This window comes from Rhodococcus sp. OAS809, assembly GCF_040546695.1.
Taxonomy (GTDB): domain Bacteria; phylum Actinomycetota; class Actinomycetes; order Mycobacteriales; family Mycobacteriaceae; genus Rhodococcus_F; species Rhodococcus_F qingshengii.
Window position 1 is genome coordinate 63,486 of sequence record NZ_JBEPOI010000002.1, and the last position, 19,090, is coordinate 82,575.

Genomic DNA, 19,090 nt, shown 5'->3' on the forward strand with positions numbered 1-19,090 from the left:
GTCGCGGCGATCAGGATCCTGCACGTGCGAGGATCGCCTCGGCTAACTCTTCGGCTCGCTCTTCCGGAATCCAGTGACTTCCGCCGTCGAGCACGACGAACTCGTAGGGGGCGTCCACGAATTCGCCACAGCGTTCTGCGCCTGCGCGGCCGAGCGCTGTGTCGCCGGTGCTCCAGACGTACGTAGTCGGCACAGTGGTGCGATCGATGTCGCCGAAGTCGCGGGTCATCGCGCGGTACCAGTTCAAGGCGCCGGTCAGCGCGCCCTCCCCGCTCAGGACACGAATGTGCTCGTCGGCGAATTCAGGATCGATCTGGCCGTCGAACATGGCACGCAGCCGGCGAAAGTTGTCCTCCGACAACACTTCCTCGGCTTTTCCCTCCTGTCGGAGAAGTCCGATGTAGGACGAGCGTTGCTTCTGGTCCTCGTCCTCGCGGAGTGCCCAACCGAAGGCGGTGGGGTGGGGGACCGAGATCGCCGTCAGGCTGCGGATCCGGTTCGGATGGCGACCGGCGACCTGCCAGGCGACCGCCGAACCCCAGTCGTGACCGACAAGATGCGCGTCGGACAGGCCGAGCGCGTCGAGCAATCCGACGACGTCGGCTACCAGGTGCTCGATCTTGTAGGCATCCACCCCTTCGGGGCGTGCGCCGGCGGAGTAACCGCGCTGATTCGGTGCGATTACGCGGTAGCCCGCTGCGGTGAGCAGTGGTGTGACCTTGCCCCAGGATGCGGCGCTCTCCGGGAAGCCATGCAGCGCTACCAGCGGAATGCCGTCGTCCGGGCCCGAGATCAGTACGTCGAAGGTGAGGTCGCCAACGGGGATTTCGTATGTACTCGTGGAAGACATGACTCTCACCGTACGTCGAAAAGGTGAACCCGAGGTCAGTTTCGAGGTGGATTCCAGGTGGCCATTCCGAGCATGATGACTCGCAGTTGCTTCTCGGCTCGTGTGATGACGGCGGCTTCGTCGCGATACCCGGCGGTCCCGGCGTCCAGCAGTTCGACGACAGCACTGAACATCGTCGAGACGATCAGGTCGGCAGCCATTTCCAGATCGTCCGACGACCAGCTTTCCAGTCCGGCAATTCTGGAGAGGTCGATGGTCAGTTCGCTGACGAACAACCGCATTTCAGTGGCGATCGCACGTCGTACCTCACTGACGCCGCTGTAGCGTTCGCGGCAGAGGAACCGAAACTGTCGCTCGTGTGTATGCACTTGTCGCACAAGGATGCCCAGGGACGTAGCGGCGTCCTTGGTGCTGGGATTACGCCTTGCGTCGCGCAGCATCTGGCGCAACATACGCATGCTCTCTTCGACGAGGACGACACCGACGTCCTCCAGTGAAGCGAAGTGGCGGTAGAACGCCGTCGGAACGATCCCGGCTTCCCTGGCTACCTCTCGCAGGCTGATTCCGGCGAAGCCGCGATCGGCCGAGAGGTCCATGGCAGTGTCCAGGAGCGCTTGGCGTGTGCGTTCCTTCTTGGCGGCACGACTTTCCGGTTCCCTGTTGTCGGGCTCCCTGCGCTCTGGGTTCACCGGTCCGGCCTTCGTCACGACGTCGAGTGTAGGTACAGGCATTCCGGCTCCTTTCGGCAACTCGTGTAACTCGGATCACATTCTTGTTGACATGTACTTGTGTGCACCTGTCACACTATCTTCGGTGAACATTTGTACACTGAATTCACGCAGTCGGGGGAAGCTAGCCCAGCAATCGATACACCCGGCAATCGAAGTACGAGGAGGGTCATGACAATCGCATCTGCTCCTGAGAACACGACACCGAAGTCCGCACCTCGGCGCGGACTGTCCTTGGTGGGACTGATCGAAGCCATGGCTGCTCCACATCAGATCGATCGGTACCTCGAGCTGGTCAACCCGATGGCGACGGTTCGTGACATCCGCGCGCAGGTTGTCGCCGTCGACCATCCGACGGCTGACTCCGTCACTCTCACGCTGCGCCCGACTCGCCAGTGGCGCGGTTTTCAGGCGGGCCAGTTCGTGCAGTTGGGCGTGGTGATCGACGGTGTTCGTCACACTCGCTGCTACTCGCCGGCCGGGGGTGCGTCTACGCGCAGTGGGCTGATCGAGCTCACCGTGAAAGCGCATCCGGGTGGCCTGGTGTCGCAGTATCTGTACGCCAACGCGGCACCCGGACTCGTTGTCAGCCTCTCGCAGGCAGACGGTGTGTTCTCCCTTCCCGTCGACCGCCCGCGTCGGGTGTTGTTGATCAGTGGCGGCAGTGGAATCACCCCGGTCATGTCGATGCTTCGGACGCTGGTGGAGGAGCAGCACTCGGGCGAGATCGTGTTCGTGCATTACGCGAACACCGATGCCGACGTGGCGTACACGCGCGCGCTGAAGACCATCGCCGAGCAGAACCCGAACGTGAAACTGGTACTCGTGTACACCGAAAGCGGTGGAGGTGACCTCGAAGGTTTCTTCGATCGCGGGCACCTCGACGCGGTGGCTCCTTGGATCGCCGATCCGGACACGATCGACGCCCAGGCTTATCTCTGCGGACCTCCCGGACTGATGCGGGGAGTGCGTGAGGTGTTCCGTGAGGTCGACGTCGAGCACTTGCTCAACACCGAGGAGTTCGCGCCGGCGGTGGCCGAGCCGGGGGAGGCCGGCGGCGAGGTGTCATTCACCAAAAGTGGGGTGGCGGCCGAGAACTCCGGCGAAACACTTCTCGAACAAGCAGAAGCTGCGGGCCTCAATCCCGAGTACGGATGCCGGATGGGAATCTGCTTCTCCTGCACCTCCGTCAAGAAGGCGGGCCGTACCCGAAACGTGCGCACCGGTGAGACAGACGACGAGCCGGACAAGAAGATCCAGCTGTGCGTCAGTGCTCCCGTCGGCGACGTCACCGTCGACATCTGAAGTCCCATTTTCCACACGACTGTCTGGAGACCGACATGTTTGGACTTTCACTTCCCACCCTCCCGTTCCTCGGCAACGGTTCCGATGCGAAGGACGACGCTCCCGTCGTCCTGACGTACGAGCAGGTCGAGGAGATCGGCCGCGAGTTGGACGCATTGCGCGATCGCACCGTCGCCTCGCTCGGAGCGGAGGATCGGGAGTACATCTACAAGATCATCAAGGCTCAGCGCGGGTTCGAGGTCGCAGGTCGCGGCTTGATGTACCTCGGCTTCCTGCCTCCGGTGTGGCTCGCGGCAGTCGGTGCATTGAGCGTGTCCAAGATCCTCGACAACATGGAGATCGGCCACAACGTCATGCACGGTCAGTACGACTGGATGCGTGAACCAGGGCTCAATTCCGAAGTCTTCGAATGGGATACGGTGTGCCCGGCCGACCAGTGGCGTCACTCGCACAACTACATGCATCACACGTACACCAATATTCTCGGCAAAGACCGTGACATCGGATACGGCATCCTGCGTATCGACGACGCGCAGAAGTGGAACCCCTATTACCTCGGTAATCCGGTCTGGGCCTTCGCCTTGATGGTGCTCTTCGAGTGGGGCGTGATGATGCACGATCTCGAGATCGAGAACGTCATCCAGGGCAAACGCAAGTGGCACGACGTCAAGCCGCTCCTGAAGGGCTGGTGGAACAAGGCGGGCAAGCAAGTCCTCAAGGACTACGTCATCTTCCCGGTTCTCACGGGGCCGCTGTTCGTGACCACTCTCGCGGGGAATGTCACCGCCAACCTGGTCCGGAACGTGTGGACGTACTCGATCATCTTCTGTGGCCATTTCCCCACCGGTGTCCAGAGTTTCACCGAGGACGAGACGGCCGACGAGACTCGCGGGCAGTGGTACGTGCGTCAGATGCTCGGCAGCGCCAACATCGAGGGAAGCCCGCTCTTCCACATCATGTCCGGCAACCTCTCGCACCAGATCGAGCACCACCTGTTCCCGGACCTGCCTGCGCATCGTTATCCGGAACTCGCTCCCCAGGTGAAAGAATTGTGCGGGAAGTACGGTTTGCCGTACAACACCGGTGGGTTCTTCAAGCAGATCGGTTCGGTATGGGGCAAGATCTTCAAGCTCGCTCTTCCGCCCGGTTTGGTCAAGTCGACGACCCCTCCCGGTGTTATCGTCGAGCGCCAGCGAACTGCAGCCTGAGAGGCACACACTGATGGTCGGGAAATTCGAACGCCGCAAGGACACGGTCCAGGAACTGACCGAAAGTGCAGCCAACCACGTGGGCTCGATCGCGATGATCATCGCCGGGGCCGTTCGAGACGTGACGCGCGAGATCGGCGACTGGGTGTCCGACGGAATCGAGATGCGTGAAGCAGCGAAAAAGGCTGCAGCTGACGATCGTTCGGAGTCCGTGACCATCGAGCACGACGACAGCGATCCACCTGAAGACTGGCGTTGATTCACCGCGGCGGACGGCCTGATCGCGTAACCGCGAGCCGTCTCGCCTGAACGACCGCGTTGCCCTCCGTCACAGATGACGGAGGGCAACGCGGGTTTCGTGGACTGCCTCGGCGGCCGAAGACGCGGATCGAACGCCGATCACAAGTGAGGTCCTAAGCAGCGCTGCCGAGGCTCGCCGAGTCGAAGCTGCCGAGCCCGGTGCTACCGAGACCGCTGCTACCGACTCCGCCCAGTGCGAGTGCATTGCTGCTGCCCGCGCTCAGTAGCTGGACGATGATGTTGATGACGATGGGGTCGCCGGTGAGCGGAATTGTAGGCACAGGGGGACCTGCTTTCTGTTTCGAGATGTGGTGAGAAGGTGAGCGGCGACGGGATCGTCGACGTGGTCAGGCGGGCTGTTTCAGCCACTTCCGGTGCTGCCGAGCGACACGATGGAGCCGTTGCCGAAGCCGAGTGCTCGGGAGAGTGAGCCGAAGTCGATGACCAGGCTGCCCAGGGTGTGCTGGTTTATCACGGTGGTTCCTGTCTGTGCCGCGACTGTGTGATGCGAGCGGGTAAGTCGATCAGGGAGCAGGCGTCGTGGGAGTTTCGCCGCCGCCGCCAATCGGAGAGTTGTCGGTGTAGAGGAAACTGCTGCCGGCGTTGAACATCTGTAGGACGGTGTTCAAGACGACGGCCAAAGCGCCTGTGGTTGGTGCGGCGATCATGTGCTTGCTCCTGGTTTCAGCGGTGGCGACGTGGTGGTCACCGTGGTCACCGCCATCACAGTGTCAGGCGGCTTGGAGCGGGCCCTGTGCGAGAGATTCTCTCGCACAGGGCCCGAGATTCGTCCTAGGAGACGCCGCCGCCATCCGTCGAGCCCGTGCCGGTGCTGCCCGCGTTGAAGAGCTGCAGGATGGTGTCGAAGAAGGCACCGAGGAGAGCGTTATCCTGGCCGTTGATCATGTGTTTCCCCTTAATTGTTACTGGTTTGCGCGGTGATTCGCACCACACTTTTATAGCCCGGTTCGGAGCGGAAAAGTGGGGTCCAGGCGCCACACGTGGACAGCTAATAGCGAGGATGTGAGTGTTCACATTTTCGCTGGACGATTGTCCACATCAGTGCTTGCGAAGGTCAGCGAGATCATGGCAGCGCGCAGTTTGAGCAGTTCAGAGGGCAGGGCCGGATCCAATCCGGTCAGGGTTGCGATGCGCTTGATTCGATTGTCGACGGTGTTGGTGTGCAGGCCGAGCGCCGACGCGGTGCGCTGACGATGCTGGCCGTTGGCGAGATGTATGGACAATGTCTGCAGCAGTTCCGGATTGCCGTCGAGTGGCTTGAGAAGATTGATCAAGCTGTCGCGGCCTGCGCCACCCCGAGTGAGTTGATACTCGAGCGCGAGGTCTTCCATTCGGTAGGACCGCGCCGGCAGTCTCAGGCGCCGCACGAGTTGCGCCAATTCGTGAGTGGTTGCTTGGGCGGCGGCGATATCTCGTACCGCGGCGTTCTCGGCGATTGCTGTGATCTCCACCCCGACCGTTGCGCGTGCGCGTTGGATGACCTCGCACACTGTTCCCCAGTCGGGTGTGCCCTCGATCAGGACCAGACCACGCTGCGGTGCAGGAGCTTCGAGCAGCGCCGACCCGAAGTGGGCCGCGATTTTCGATTGAGCGACGGAGAGGTCACGGTAGGCCTGTATGCGCTGGTGGTTGCCGTTGCGTGCTCCCGGGCGGATGGGCGGCAGGTTCACCAGGAGCCGCAGGACGAGATAGCGGGGTGCGAGTTCAACGCCCATCTGCAACGCAAGCTGGGTGGGATCGTCGCCGTCCAGCATGGCTTTCACGAGAGCGCCGGCGGAGTATTCCCCGAGTTGGGAACCGGCAGGAAGAGCCGAAAGATAGCTGATCGAGATGAACGAGTGAAGCCGCTGCGCAAGTGCGAACAAGAACTCGTTGAGATCCCCGAGATTGGCGGAGTCCTCGGCGTCGGCCCGGCTGAGGATGAGGGTGCGAAAAGTGCTGATGCCCTCGTTGGTCAAGTTGAGGATCGCGCTGAGTGGCACGCCTTTCAATGCTTGTTGGACGGTCATCGTGTGAATGCCGTCCAACTCTTGGTCGGTGGGAAGTTTGCGGTGATCCAATAGCTGGATCCCCACTTGGAGCCCCTGCACGATCACCGCAATCAGTTCCCGACGTACTGCCTCCGTTTGGAGGGAAGTCAACGTCGGGTTGGCACGGGACAGGTGATCTACGAGATCGCTTGCCAGTGGGATGACGTCGTTGACCGCTGTGGAGGCGGGCTTGCCTCCCAACATGAGCGGTCCCGGGTTGTTCAGCAGCGCTGGGGACATGGGTGGCCTCCTCTAGACAGGTGCGTCGCCTGGCACAGGCACCCGGAGGCTCGGCGCGTTACGAAGCGGGGTACACGCTGAGGCCTTGTTCGGGGGCATACTCGCCGCTGAAATTTGCGGATCGAATTGCGCCAGGCGTTGTGATTTCTACCACATGAACGATCGTCCAACTGTGAAATGGACAAATGTGAAGATAAGTCCATATGCCCCACGCGCTGCGGACCTAAACAATCGTCCACTTACGGTGTTTTTCGACGTCAGAGCGGAAAACGGTTTCGGAGGACACCACGAGTTCCGTCTGGGATCATTGCCGCGCCTACGGTGCTCGTCGCGGGCGATTTGCTCGGAGCAAGCTCGAGGGCCCTGGGTCCTCGCGGACCCAGGGCCCTCGAGGCCTAGGTATTGATTCGACCAGTCCGATGTACGGGAACCGGTTCAGGGTGAAATCACCCTTTTTGTACTGCTGTCTGTGGTGCGGAAATCTCTAGATGACGCCCAGTGAAATCATGGCGTCGGCCACCTTCACGAAGCCGGCAATGTTCGCGCCGTGCACGTAGTCGCCGGGCTTTCCGTACTCGGCAGCGGTGTTGATGGTGCGCTTGTGGATGCCGCGCATGATTCCGGCGAGACGCTCGTCGGTGTACTCGAAGCTCCAGGAATCACGCGAAGCATTCTGCTGCATTTCGAGAGCGGAGGTTGCAACGCCACCGGCGTTGGCCGCCTTGCCGGGTGCGAAGGCTACGTTCGCGTCACGGAAGAGCTGGATGCCACCGGGGGTGGTGGGCATGTTCGCGCCTTCGGCAACGGCTTGAACGCCGTTGGCGATCAAGGTCTTTGCGGCATCTTCGTCGAGCTCGTTCTGAGTCGCGCAGGGGAGTGCGACGTCGCACGGCACGTCCCAGATGGAACCGTCGGCGATGAACTCGGCATGCGGAACTGCGTCGGCGTACTCGCTGATGCGGCCGCGGCGAACTTCCTTGATCTCCTTGAGGAGGTCGAGATCGATGCCCTTCTTGTCCACGATGTATCCCGAGGAATCCGAGCAGGCGATCGCGACGCCGCCGAGCTGGTGGATCTTCTGGATTGCGTAGATGGCGACATTGCCGGATCCGGAGATCACGACGTTCTTGCCTTCGAGGCCTTCACCCTTTGCCTTGAGCATTTCGGCGACGAAGTACGCGACGCCGTAGCCGGTGGCCTCGGTGCGAACCTGCGATCCGCCCCAGGTGATGCCCTTGCCGGTGAGGACGCCCGACTCGTACGTGTTGGTCAGCCGCTTGTACTGACCGAACAGGTAGCCGATCTCGCGACCGCCGACGCCGATGTCGCCGGCCGGAACGTCGGTGTATTCACCGATGTGACGCTGCAGTTCGGTCATGAAGGACTGACAGAAGCGCATGACCTCTGCGTCGGAGCGGCCCTTGGGATCGAAGTCCGAGCCACCCTTGCCGCCGCCGATGGGCAGGCCGGTGAGTGAGTTCTTGAAGATCTGCTCGAAGCCGAGGAACTTCACGATGCCCAGGTTGACGCTGGGGTGGAAGCGCAGGCCGCCCTTGTAGGGGCCGAGTGCACTGTTGTACTGCACGCGGAAGCCACGGTTGACGTGAACGTTGCCCTGGTCGTCGGTCCACGGCACGCGGAAGATGATCTGGCGTTCCGGCTCGCAGAGCCGCTCGATGAGTCCGGCGTCGGCGTAGCGGGGGTGGCGTTCGAGCACTACGTGAAGAGACTCGAAGACCTCTGCGGCGGCCTGATGGAACTCGGGCTCTCCTGCATTGCGAACCAAAACCTGATCGTAAATCTGCGCTACGCGGTCACGTACGGACACCGCTCACCTACCTCGTTGTGAGAACTCTTTTACATTTCCGTTACATACTAGGCGCCTTTATTGCTGTATCGGACAACTGTCCTGTGAAGGTGAAATCGGACACAGCTGTCACTTGTGTCAGTTGAACGGGCGATTTATAACAATTTGCTCAGCTTTCACTCTCTTAACACAGTCCAAATGGTTTGCTTCTGCGGTCGGGGATCACTGTGCCTGTGGTCCGAACGGGAGTCGAAATGATCAGAGGGGCTGCACGTGCGTAAAAAACACTCCATGTCGGCGATGTTGTCGATAGGCGTCGTCACGATTGCCGCGACGATTGCCGCAGCACCGTCTGCGTCGGCGATCGGCGGACCGTGTGGGTCGGGAGGAAGTGGTTCCGCCGGATCGATGACGGGTTCGCTCGGCTCGCTGACCGGATCACTTGGCAGTGGTTCCGCCGGTACCGGCTCCCTCGCCAACGCGTTGCCGTGGATTACCGGCGCCCCCAACGGTGCTCTGCCGGTGCTGACCGGCCGGACCAAGGCGATCGAAATGGTCACTGGCCCAGGCAGTCCCAACAACACCATCGAGCGGTTCAACGTGTCGGGTACCGACCTCGGAATCATGTGGGACAACGGTCTTTCGGGGCCGGATCACGACGTGCTGATGGCATTCGGCGACACGGTGGGCGACTGCGACACCCCGGGTGACGACTGGCGCAGCAACGTATTGTTCCGCAGCAACGACACCGCCATCGCCGACGGCATGAAGATCGACAGTTCTCCTTTGGACGGCCCCAATCATTCCAAGGAGATCATTCCGGGATTCGGCATTCCGGGCGAGTTCACCACCATCCCGACCGCTGGAATCTCTTACGGTGGTGTGCAGTACATCAGATTCATGTCCGTTCGGTCGTGGGACGAACCCGGAGCCTGGACCACCAACTACTCGGCTCTGGCCTTCTCCACGGACAACGGTGAGAACTGGGAACTCGATCCGGCGACAGTTCGCGCCAATACCGAAGGACTTGGCATTCCGGGGATTCCGGCAGTATCGCCGATCAATTCCAACTTCCAGCAGAGCGCCTTCCTCGACGGTCGGGACGGCTACATTTACGAATACGGAACTCCCTCAGGTCGTTTCGGTAAGGCGATCCTGGCGCGAGTGGCCGGCGCCGACATCAGAAATCTCGGCGCCTACGAATACTGGGACGGCTCCGGTTGGAGTCCGCGAGATACCGATGCCGTTCAGGTCATCAAGGCACCGGTCAGTGAACTTGCCGTGCAGTGGAACGACTACCTGAACAAGTACGTTGCCATGTACACCAGTGCCGAGGGCAACCTGGTGATCCGTCAGGCCGACCAACCGCAAGGCCCATGGAGTGGTACGCAGACCCTGTTGAGTGGAATCACGTTGCCCGCGTTGTACGGCGGATTCATGCACCCGTGGGCGAGCGGACAGTTCCTCGAATTCGTCGCCACCACGTGGGACCGTTACAACGTCATCTACATGCGGACCGATTTGAACGGACTCCAGATGGCGTCGTCGGATTCGCGCGATCGTCCTGACCCCGCGACCACCGGTGAGGCTCGCGTCCTCGAAGTCACGATGCCGGAAGACCGCTAGCCCGAGCAAGATTCGACAACTGTGGCCTGCAACTCGATCGAGTTGCAGGCCACAGTTTTGTGAGCGTTGATTTCGGTGATGCTCAGAGAATGAAGAGCATTTCCTGATACGTCGGGAGTGGCCAGTGATCGTCGGCGACGATGGTTTCGAGGAAGTCGGCCGCTGCACGTACCTCTGCCATGGCGGGCAGGAGTGCGTCCTGTGCGTGCTTGGCCTGATCGAATGGCGACTCGCCGGCATTGGTGTCGATCGCTGCGCGCAGGGACGCGAGCGCTGTGCGCAGAACCGCAACGGGCGCCGACACTTCTTCGAGCGGAGCAGAATCCGGTTCGAGGCCGGCGGACTTCAGCGCGACGAAGTTCTGCGCAACTTCCGTCTGGTGGCGCACTGCGGCCGGAAGGATAAGTGTCGTACCGATTTCAGCGGCCAGGCGTGCCTCGACGCCGATGCTCAGTGCGTACTGTTCGAGGCCGACCTCGTAGCGACTGTGCATCTCTCGGTGGTTGAAGACCTTGTACTTCTCGAAGAGTTCCATCGAGGACTCGGTGATCAGTTCAGGAAGGGCGTCCAGCGTCGTGCGAAGGTTCGGCAGACCGCGAGACTCGGCCTCGATCTGCCAGTTCTCCGAGTAACCGTCGCCGTTGAAGACAACCGCACCGTGGTTGGTGATGATCTCGGTGAGCAGATTCTGGACGGCGGTGTCGAAATCCGCGCCGTCGGCGACCGCGGCCTCCAGTTCGGTGGCCATGTAGTCCAAGGCCTCGGCCATGATCGTGTTGATGGTGACCATCGGGCCGTTGACTGTTTGCAGCGATCCTGGCGCGCGGAACTCGAAACGGTTGCCGGTGAAGGCAAATGGGCTCGTGCGGTTGCGGTCGCCCGGATCGGTCGGCAGGACGGGAAGGGTGTCGGCTCCGATCATCATGGTGCCCTTGTCCTTCGACGATGTCGCCGCGCCCTTGGCGATCTGCTCGAAGACGTCGGCCAGTTGATCGCCGAGGAAGATCGAAATGATGGCCGGGGGAGCCTCGTTGGCGCCGAGGCGGTGATCGTTGGTTGCCGATGCGACCGACGCGCGCAGGAGGCCGGCGTATTTGTGGACGGCCCGGATGACGGCGGCGCAGAATACGAGGAACTGGGCGTTGTCATGCGGATTGTCGCCGGGGACAAGCAAACTGCCGAGTTCGGAGTTGCCCAGCGAGAAGTTGACGTGCTTGCCGGAGCCGTTGACACCGTCGAACGGCTTCTCGTGGAACAGACATTCCATGCCGTGCTTCTTGGCGATGGTTTTGAAGGTGGTCATCAGCAACTGCTGGTGGTCGGCGGCGATGTTGCCTCGCTCGAACATCGGGGCGATTTCGAACTGGCCGGGCGCAACCTCGTTGTGCCGTGTCTTGGCGGGGATACCGAGTTTGAACAGTTCCCGCTCGGTGTCCATCATGAATCCGAGCACGCGTTCCGGGATCGCCCCGAAGTAGTGGTCGTCGAACTCCTGGCCCTTGGGCGGCTTTGCGCCGAAGAGTGTTCGGCCGGCGTTGAGGAGGTCGGGGCGGGCGAGGAAGAAGTGTCGATCGATCAGGAAGTACTCCTGCTCGGGACCGCAGAACGATACGATGTGCCCGGGGTCGTCGTGGCCGAACAACTTCAGGATTCTTTCGGCGTGGAAACCCATTGCCTGTTGTGAACGCAGCAGGGGAGTCTTGTGGTCGAGCGCTTCGCCGGTCATCGAAACGAACACGGTCGGGATACACAGTGTGTTGCCGTTGGGGTTTTCGAGAACGTAGGCCGGGCTCGTGACATCCCAGCCGGTGTATCCGCGAGCCTCGAATGTGTTGCGCAGCCCGCCGTTCGGGAAACTCGAAGCGTCGGGTTCACCTTGGATCAAGGTCTTGCCGGCGAACTCCGCCAGTGCACTGCCGTCGCCGACCGGCTCGAGGAAGCTGTCGTGCTTCTCGGCCGTCAACCCGGTCAGTGGATAGAAGACGTGGGCGTAGTGGGTTGCGCCTTTCTCCAACGCCCAGTCCTTCATCGCCGACGCGACCGCATCGGCGACCATGGGATCAAGCGGTTTGCCTTGCTCGATCGTCGCCATCACCGACTTGTAGACGAGCTTGGGCAGTCGCTTCTGCATGACCACCTTGTTGAAGACGTTGGCACCGAACACCTCGCCGGGTGTCTCGTCGGTGGTGAAACTGACCACCGGAGGTGTGTAGGCCTCGACGTCCTTGATCGCTTGCAAGCGAACTGCATTTCCACTCATGTGCTTACCCCTCGCCCGGGCCCAGGGCTGCGCTGCTGATTGCGAGCCCGACTTCGGCAAACCCTACGAACCTCCGGTATCGGGGGTGTTTCGTAGGTATTGCGCCTGTCCGCAAACTTCGAGTCACAACGGAAATGTCGATCTGTCGGAGGTCTACGGCAGACTTCGAGCGGAGGGGTCAACGCGGGTCAGACGAATCGGAGAGTCTTTGTGATCAGGGTTTTGGTGCCAACCACAGTGGAGCAGGGCGATCTCGCGGAAGTGCTTCGGTTGTACGACGAACTTGTCACCGAGACCCGAAAAGAGGACGGCTGCATCAATTACGAGTTACTGCAGCGCACCGACAATCCCTGCGAGCTCGTGTTGGTGGAGGAATGGGAATCTCAGGAGCACCTCGACGCCCACACCCATACCGAGCACTTCGTCAGGTTGGTTGAGGCGCTGGCCAAGCTCGAGACGGCAGCGCCGGCGCAGATCTTCACGAAGGTTCTGTAGCGGCGGAGTCAGGTCTCAGTGCTCGCTCAGGCGTCGAACGAACATTCCGGAGAGCCTCGAGTGTCAACTAGGCGACCCGTTCCGACACACGCGGAAACTGGTTTGCATCGACACGCCAGAATCATCGTAGGTCCGTCGAGTCCGCTGTAGGACAGCGCCTTCGGGCGCCAGCCGGGCCTCGTGCCGGTGTCGGCCGACCTGCACGGGCGCTCTATACGGTGACGTCGGAGTAGGGCATATGCTCTGACACCCAAGGAAATACGAATTCCATGAGTAGCAGCACCACCGCGACCACGAGAACGATCGCCAGCAGGGCCTTCACTGGTCGGGGGCCGGGGAGCGCTCCCCAGAGGTATCCGTACATTCATTGCTCCTGGAATGCCGCGGGAATGGTGCCCGAAGTCTTCGAGATTGTTTCGACGAGAACCGCGTGGACGATCAAGCGTTCGCTGTTCGAGTAGAGCGGATGGCACGTGGTCAGTGTCAACATACTTTCCAGCGTGGCGTCGGGCTCGGCCCAAGGGTTTCCGGGCAGCGGGTTGACGACCGCAACATCCCCGGGCACGGTGATGTGCCGCCCGAGGAGATGGACGTAGTCGCCTTCGGAAACACGATCGGCTTGCTCGGGATTCAAGCAGGCTTTCGCCGCAGCGCGACGTTCGGGCGAGGCCTGGTCGAGTGGGAGCAACCGGTACGTCATCCATTGGAACTCGGTCTCCACGACGACGGCATCGCATGCATCGAGTCGATCCAGGTGTTGGAAGACTGCGCCGGAACCATTGCGGTGCCCGGCGAGCGCGAAGTTTCCGGCTTCGCCGGGCATCTGCGAGTCCGGGTAGTGGCCGGGGCCGGCCCGCAGGTCCTCGTTGCGTGTGCCCTCGACGATTGCGTACGCGGCGCCGAGTGTGGGGAAATGCACGCGCGCGAATCCCTCGCCGAGCACAGGGATCAGCGGGGACACCGGCTGACCATCGATCGCTCCTGAGGCTTCGGGGACTTCGGCCCAGGATTCCTCCAGACTGTTGTTGAGCTCGTCCTGCAGCCGCCCTGAGACGATATTGGTCCAGAACGCCTCATAGATGACGAACAGCAGGATGACGACCCCGGCCGTGAGGAGCAGTTCGCCGATTACCTGGCCTGCGCCCGGCCGACGACGCCCTGGAACTTCGGTATCGCTCACGGACCGGGGTCTCCTCTTCACAGATCTACCGAGCTAGCTGATGGGTCGAATTGGTGCCGTATCGAACTAGCTGCCCGCGTTGATCGTGGCGCTTCCGGTACCGCCGAGGAGATCGTAAAGGAGTACGGACAGGCGACCGAGGCCGTCGATCGCGGCAGAACCAGTGGTCTCGATGCCTTCGATGACGATCGGGAACGGGAGGAATGACATGGTGTTTCTCCTTCGAGGGGTGGGCCGCGGCGGCGGCCGCGAGATAGATACGTCGTCACGGTGAAACAGGGCGGGTGCGACCAGGTGTATGTCGCACCCGCCCTGTTTCGGTATTTCTGGTTGGGAGTTACTCCTGGCCGGGTGCACGCTTGCGGTTACGCAGGGTGAGCCATGCGCCACCGCCGATCAGTGCCAGCGCTAGACCGGCGAGCCAGATGACGTTCGCGCCGGTTACCGGCAGGGACGATGACTGGTCCGGTTTGGCCTGAGCAGGATTTCCCGGAGCAGGTGTGCCCGGAGCACCGTTGTGTCCACCACCGTTGTTGCCGGGAGCGTTGTTGCCGGGAGTCGACACGTCAGTGCCTGGTCCTCCGGGTACTTCAGAGCCCGGCCATGTCGGGATTTCCCACGGCGGCAGCGGGATCGGGATCGGGATGATGATCAGCCCATTGCTGCTGGTTTTGTTCTCGAGTCCCAGGACCACCGACTTGTTTGCTTCGCCGGTGAGCTTGACGGAAGTTGCGGTCGGTTCGCCGTCGATCTTCGAGACATCCGCCTTGCCTTCCTTGACGCCCCAGATCACTTCACCCCACTTGACGTTGGTGACGTCGGTGTGAGCACCGGTTTCTGTGAAAGTGATGTCGGTGTTCAGCGGGAACTGGACCCGGCCGTCGATGACGGCTGCGTCGCACTGGGCGGTCGGAGTGACCGAAGCGCCCGGCTTGACATCGAGAACACAAGACCGCGCCTCATTGTCGATGTCCGTCCACGTAGCCGTGACCTGGAAGATCGTGGATCCGTCTTTGGCTACCTGGCTGCCCTTGGGGCCGGTCACGATCTTGTCGATATCCACCTCGGTGGTCGGGATCGGGCGGTTGTGGATCTCCACCACAGCCTTCTCACCCGCCACCGCCTTGACGGTGTCGCGGTAATCGGCGCCACCGGCATCCGCGGAGACGTAGTAGTACGGCCGCGCCCAGTCGATACCGGCCAGTGGCTTGGGGTCGACCTCGGAGAAGGTGATCACGGTGTTCCGCGGCACAACCTCGTCGGACGTCCAGCTCCAGTCGTTTGCGGCATCGAGGGTGATGGTCTGGCCCACTGCCGGGAAATCAGTTCCAGCGGGGAGTGCCGGATCGATCCCGTCGATACGGACCTCGAACGTCGCGCTGTCAGGCAGGTCGGCCTCGGGTGCGCGGACGGGGTTGCCGTCAGCGTCGAGGATGAACTTCGTGAATTCGACCGATCCGAATTTCCACAGCGCCTCGTTCGACAGCGTGATCAGTCGACCGTCGGTCGGGTCGTCGGAGACTATGCCCGTCGCGGTGCCGTCGAGGTTCGAATGCAGCCACGATTCGCCTTCCGGGCTGGTGCCCCAGGAGATCGTGCCCCACTCGACTCCGTCGACATCGGGACGGCCGGTCTCAGTGAAGGTCACCTCGGTGCCGACAGGGAGGTCGACGCCGAGCGGTGTGGTCTGTCCCTGCTTGACGCTCAGCACCTGGGTGCGGTACTCCACACCGTCGCGCCAACGCGCCTCGACCGTGAACTCCACGTCGTCGCCGACGGCCTCGGCGGCCTCACCGCCGACCTGCTTTGCGATGCGCAGAGTGCCGTCGTTGACGTCGACGAAGTTCGACACCTCGATCTTGCGCAGATCCTTGCCGATGGTCACCACGGCTGCGTTGTCCGGACTGATCCTGACATTCCCGGAGTATGCGGGCACGCCATAGGCGAGACCGTCACCGTTTGCCGGAACCAGCTCTGTCAGTGTGACTTCGGTGCCGCCCGGCAGGTTCTCGCCGAACGGAACCGGGGTGCCGTCGGACGGAAGAGACAGCGTCTTGCTCTGCGGGTTGTCGTCCGTATCGAGCCAGGTGGCAATCACGTCGAAGCTCGCCGGTACGGCCTTGTCGGACGCCTTCGGGCCCGTGAGCTTTTTGCTCACTTCGAAGGTGCCTTGCGTGATCGTGGCCTCGTTGGTGACGGAGACCGTGTTCGCCGACGCGTCGGTGCCGATGGTGAGCGTCTTCGGGCTGATCACCGGCAGCGACCACGTCACGAGGTCGGTGTTCGTCGGTTGGACCTCGGTGAAGGTGACTTTCGCTCCGATGGGCAATTTGCCCAGGTCGTAGTGCTGACCGTCCTTCAGGGTGAATTGACGCAACTCGTTGCCGGCGGCGTCGTCACCGAAGGCGATCTCTGCGTTGACGACGAAAGCCTCGAGCCCCGTGCGCGCTCCGTCACCGATGACGGATTTGGTGATCCTCGCCGATCCCAGGCTCGCTTTGTTGAGCAGTGTGACACCGACATTGCTCTTCGGCGTGATGGTCACCAGCGCCTCGGTGCGGTCCCCGTTGAGCGTCACACCCTCCGACGGGCGGAACGTCCCTCTCTCGAAGTACACACCGTCAACGGTCGGGAGGTTGATCTCGGACAGGCGGATCTGCCAGCCGGTTCCGCGGGGGTTGATCCCACTGACGGGTGTCCCGTCAGCCTTCACCTTGATCTCGTAGGAGCTCACCGGGGCGTCGGTCGCTGGATCTTGCCCGGGGGCGAACTCCTCGACTTTCACAGTGAACTCGGTGTCTTCCGGGAATTTCTCGGAGAAGGGAGCGATCTCCTTCAGAAGCGAGAACGAGCCCCGCGACACACCTTGGCCGGTGCCGCCGCCGCCCCATTCCTGCTTGACGCTCTTCGACAGCGTCTGCTTGCCGGCATAGGTGAGGGTGTTGGAGTATTCCGTGTCGCGCTGGTCCAGTCCGCCGCTGCTGGTGCACAGGGTGTAGCTGACGAGGTACTTCGTCTGACGGCTGTAACCGTCCGCGTCCCGAGGGAGGGTGAGATCGAAACCGCCGTCGGCGCGCGCCACCGAGGTGGCGTCGGTTATATCGCGTTTCTTGTTGCCGTCGAAGAAGTCTTGCGCGACGACCTTGAGATTGAGGTTGCTCTTGAGATCGCCGCCGATTTCACACACCGTCATGTTCGGTGAGAACCTGTCGTTGATGACCGCCGGTTCCGTAAGGCCCTCGAGATCGTGTCCGGAGATTTCCACGGTCCAATTGAGGGTGGTGCCTGCCGGCTGCTCCACACCGCCGATCGTCTGCGACGTGGTGTTGATCGCGCCGTTCTTGCCGCTCGTGAACCCAGGTCCCTCAGTCTTTCCCGTGATCGACGTCTTGTTGACGACCGCCGAGTTGGTGAGATGGTCCTCGGAGTCCGGCACCTCGGTGGTGGTCAGGCAGGTCCGGTACGTGAAGTAGTAATACTGTTCTTCGTTGAATGTGTCCGGGTTATCCACAGTGATCGCCGCGGTGAAGGTACTCGCGCCGGCTACTGCGCCGATGGGAGCAATGGTGAATCCTGCGGCAGGAGTGCGGTAGTTGGGTTCGTTCTCCCGCCCTGGGAGGTAGTCAGACTTCTCGATGACTACCTGCACGCCCGAGGCACAGACCGCATGGGGGCCGCCGAAGGTGTCGGTGATGTCGATCTTGTGGTTGTTGGCGGCAATGTCGGTGCCCGGAACCACAATCGTCCAGACGGCTTCCATATTGCGCTTACCGCCGTCGAGGTAGCCGCCCTTCCAGGGCTCGGTCTGCGGCGCGTAGTCCTGTCCCACGCCATCCGAAGCCACCGTGTTGTCACCGATCGTCACGGAGTTGGTGTACTGAGTCCCCTTGAGATCCACAACGCCGCTGGTCGTGCATGAGGTGTACTCGATGCGGTAGAGCTTGCTGCCCTCGAAGGGCCCGCCGTTGTTGATGTTGATGGTGACCTGATCACCCGCGTCGGGTTGGGTGACGGTGACGCCACCAGGGGTCTCTTTGAGATCGCCCGGGCGACCGGACCACAGCTTCGCGTTGAGCAGGCTGCCCGCACACACCTTCATGTTGTCGGAGAGCTCGTCGCTCAGGGTCACCGAACCGGTGTTGCCTGTGTCCAACTTGGCCAGATCTGCGCCGGGGATGTCGATGGTCCACCGCACTGACTGCTTGTTGTCCTGGAGTTTGCCGGACTTCGTCGACTCGCCGATTACGCGGCCGTCGGTGATGCCGCCCGTGCCGGGCAGGTCGACCTGCGTGACCTTGTTGTTGATCGTGAAATCCACAGTCTCTGACGTGGTGTACTCGACTGCCTTCGTGTAGACGAAGAAATCGCCCTTCACCTCGTCCGGCCGATCCGCCACAGCGTCGGAGAGCACGCAGGTCATGAGATTGGTGGAAGCAGCCAGATCGCATGTGCCCCAAACCGTCCCATCGTCGCCCTCCAGCGCGATCGTCGGGTTGGACTGAAGCTTCAGCTCGCCAGGGAATTCAATGGTGAACTGGTCGCCCGGCTGCGGACTCGCGCTTGACGCGTCCCAAATGCCCTTCACCGTGACGGAGTCCCCGACCGTGATCTGCTGGTCGTTCTTTCCTTCGACCTGGACGTCGGTGATTTTCACATCGATGCCGGGATTGACTCCGCGTGCGGCCAGTCGCTGCGCCGCCACAGGAGTCGTCGACGAGGACGCCGTCGTGATCGGCGGTTTCGCAGAAGTGGGTGACTCCGACGTGGAAGTAGGCGGTGCCGTCGTCTTCAGTGGCGCCTCCGTCGTAGTCGCGGGCGGCTTCGGTGTGGTCGGAACTATTGTGGTCGGAACTATGGTGGTCGAGGTCCCGACGTCATCGGCCGAGGCAACCTGGACGAAAGAGAACGACGATACGACCAGCGCCAGGACCGCAACGATCATCCCCAAAGCTGCCCACCGAGACACCACCCCCTCCCCGGCACGGCGTGGGAAGACACGGTTACGCATGACGAACACCTTTCGTTCAGAACACATGATTT

General features: G+C 61.9%; 16 protein-coding genes. 5 read left to right on the forward strand and 11 right to left on the reverse strand.

The window, feature by feature from the left end:
- Positions 1-10 precede the first annotated feature (10 nt).
- Together ABIE52_RS03455 and ABIE52_RS03460 are read right to left on the reverse strand one after the other, a co-directional pair.
- Positions 11-850: an alpha/beta fold hydrolase gene (locus ABIE52_RS03455; RefSeq protein WP_003945355.1), complete on the reverse strand. Its 840-nt coding sequence runs from the start codon at positions 848-850 to the stop codon at positions 11-13.
- 35 nt (positions 851-885) lie between these two features.
- Positions 886-1,581, reverse strand: coding sequence for a TetR family transcriptional regulator (locus tag ABIE52_RS03460; RefSeq protein WP_003945327.1), 696 nt, complete (start codon positions 1,579-1,581; stop codon positions 886-888).
- A gap of 168 nt (positions 1,582-1,749) precedes the next feature.
- Between ABIE52_RS03460 and ABIE52_RS03465 the strand changes: the two genes are divergently transcribed.
- From ABIE52_RS03465 to ABIE52_RS03475, 3 genes are read left to right on the forward strand one after another with little or no spacing between them, the layout of a single operon-like run.
- Positions 1,750-2,883 (forward strand): ferredoxin reductase, encoded by a 1,134-nt coding sequence (locus tag ABIE52_RS03465; RefSeq protein ID WP_075833685.1) that lies wholly within the window; start codon positions 1,750-1,752, stop codon positions 2,881-2,883.
- 35 nt (positions 2,884-2,918) lie between these two features.
- On the forward strand, positions 2,919-4,091 hold the full coding sequence (locus ABIE52_RS03470) for a fatty acid desaturase family protein (RefSeq protein ID WP_003945297.1): 1,173 nt from the start codon (positions 2,919-2,921) through the stop codon (positions 4,089-4,091).
- A 13-nt stretch (positions 4,092-4,104) separates the two neighbouring features.
- Positions 4,105-4,350 (forward strand): hypothetical protein, encoded by a 246-nt coding sequence (locus ABIE52_RS03475; protein ID WP_003945295.1) that lies wholly within the window; start codon positions 4,105-4,107, stop codon positions 4,348-4,350.
- A gap of 154 nt (positions 4,351-4,504) precedes the next feature.
- Here the strand turns inward: ABIE52_RS03475 and ABIE52_RS03480 are convergent, their stop codons facing one another.
- From ABIE52_RS03480 to gdhA, 4 genes are all read right to left on the reverse strand, one after another.
- Complete coding sequence (locus tag ABIE52_RS03480) at positions 4,505-4,672, reverse strand: hypothetical protein (RefSeq protein ID WP_003945367.1); 168 nt, start codon at positions 4,670-4,672, stop codon at positions 4,505-4,507.
- A gap of 243 nt (positions 4,673-4,915) precedes the next feature.
- Entirely contained in the window at positions 4,916-5,059 is a 144-nt protein-coding gene (locus tag ABIE52_RS03485) for a hypothetical protein (protein ID WP_003945326.1), read from the reverse strand.
- A 363-nt stretch (positions 5,060-5,422) separates the two neighbouring features.
- Complete coding sequence (locus ABIE52_RS03490; RefSeq protein ID WP_003945374.1) at positions 5,423-6,682, reverse strand: PucR family transcriptional regulator; 1,260 nt, start codon at positions 6,680-6,682, stop codon at positions 5,423-5,425.
- A 484-nt stretch (positions 6,683-7,166) separates the two neighbouring features.
- Positions 7,167-8,510: an NADP-specific glutamate dehydrogenase gene (gene gdhA, locus ABIE52_RS03495; RefSeq protein ID WP_003945368.1), complete on the reverse strand. Its 1,344-nt coding sequence runs from the start codon at positions 8,508-8,510 to the stop codon at positions 7,167-7,169.
- A 270-nt stretch (positions 8,511-8,780) separates the two neighbouring features.
- Here gdhA and ABIE52_RS03500 point away from each other — a divergent pair, with 270 nt between their 5' ends.
- A complete protein-coding gene (locus tag ABIE52_RS03500; protein ID WP_007733338.1) occupies positions 8,781-10,115 on the forward strand; it encodes a glycoside hydrolase family 183 protein in 1,335 nt (444 codons plus the stop codon).
- An 82-nt stretch (positions 10,116-10,197) separates the two neighbouring features.
- Here the strand turns inward: ABIE52_RS03500 and ABIE52_RS03505 are convergent, their stop codons facing one another.
- Positions 10,198-12,375: a glutamine synthetase III family protein gene (locus ABIE52_RS03505; RefSeq protein WP_192712943.1), complete on the reverse strand. Its 2,178-nt coding sequence runs from the start codon at positions 12,373-12,375 to the stop codon at positions 10,198-10,200.
- A gap of 225 nt (positions 12,376-12,600) precedes the next feature.
- On the opposite strand from ABIE52_RS03505, the gene ABIE52_RS03510 reads away from it, so the two are divergent.
- Positions 12,601-12,870 carry a putative quinol monooxygenase gene (locus ABIE52_RS03510; protein WP_231915233.1) on the forward strand — a complete coding sequence of 90 codons (270 nt, stop codon included), beginning with the start codon at positions 12,601-12,603 and terminating at the stop codon, positions 12,868-12,870.
- A gap of 211 nt (positions 12,871-13,081) precedes the next feature.
- On the opposite strand, the gene ABIE52_RS03515 is transcribed toward ABIE52_RS03510, so the two are convergent.
- The 4 genes from ABIE52_RS03515 to ABIE52_RS03530 form a co-directional block, all read right to left on the reverse strand.
- Entirely contained in the window at positions 13,082-13,234 is a 153-nt protein-coding gene (locus ABIE52_RS03515) for a hypothetical protein (protein ID WP_003945315.1), read from the reverse strand.
- On the reverse strand, positions 13,235-14,050 hold the full coding sequence (locus ABIE52_RS03520) for a class E sortase (protein ID WP_058038880.1): 816 nt from the start codon (positions 14,048-14,050) through the stop codon (positions 13,235-13,237). It lies immediately after the preceding gene.
- A gap of 66 nt (positions 14,051-14,116) precedes the next feature.
- Positions 14,117-14,260: a hypothetical protein gene (locus ABIE52_RS03525; protein WP_003945342.1), complete on the reverse strand. Its 144-nt coding sequence runs from the start codon at positions 14,258-14,260 to the stop codon at positions 14,117-14,119.
- 127 nt (positions 14,261-14,387) lie between these two features.
- Positions 14,388-18,992, reverse strand: a complete 4,605-nt coding sequence (locus ABIE52_RS03530; protein WP_192712983.1) for a DUF5979 domain-containing protein — start codon at positions 18,990-18,992, stop codon at positions 14,388-14,390.
- Between the last annotated feature and the right edge of the window lie 98 nt (positions 18,993-19,090).